1 pseudogene is annotated in these 319 nt (G+C 68.7%); it reads left to right on the forward strand.

The features are described from left to right. Positions 1–319 (forward strand): annotated as a pseudogene (locus ACXAHD_RS32445) (4-hydroxy-2-oxovalerate aldolase); the annotation flags it as partial.

A 319-nucleotide genomic window follows, 5' to 3' on the forward strand; every position in this document is an offset into this window, starting at 1 on the left:
GCCGACGTCGCCGCCCAGCACATCGGCTGGGCCCGCGACCAGGGTATGGACGTCGCCGGGTTCCTGATGATGTCGCACATGAACACCCCGGACGGGCTCGCGCAGCAGGCCAAACTGATGGAGTCGTACGGGGCGCACTGCGTCTACGTCACCGACTCCGGCGGCCGGCTGCTGATGGACGATGTCGCCGCCCGGGTCGACGCCTACCAGCAGGTGCTGGACCCGCGAACGCAGATCGGTATCCACGCCCACCACAACCTGTCGTTGGGCGTGGCCAACAGTGTGATCGCCGTGCAGCACGGCACCACCCGGGTCGACG

The sequence above is a fragment of the Micromonospora sp. ABR4_055 genome, assembly GCF_056160425.1.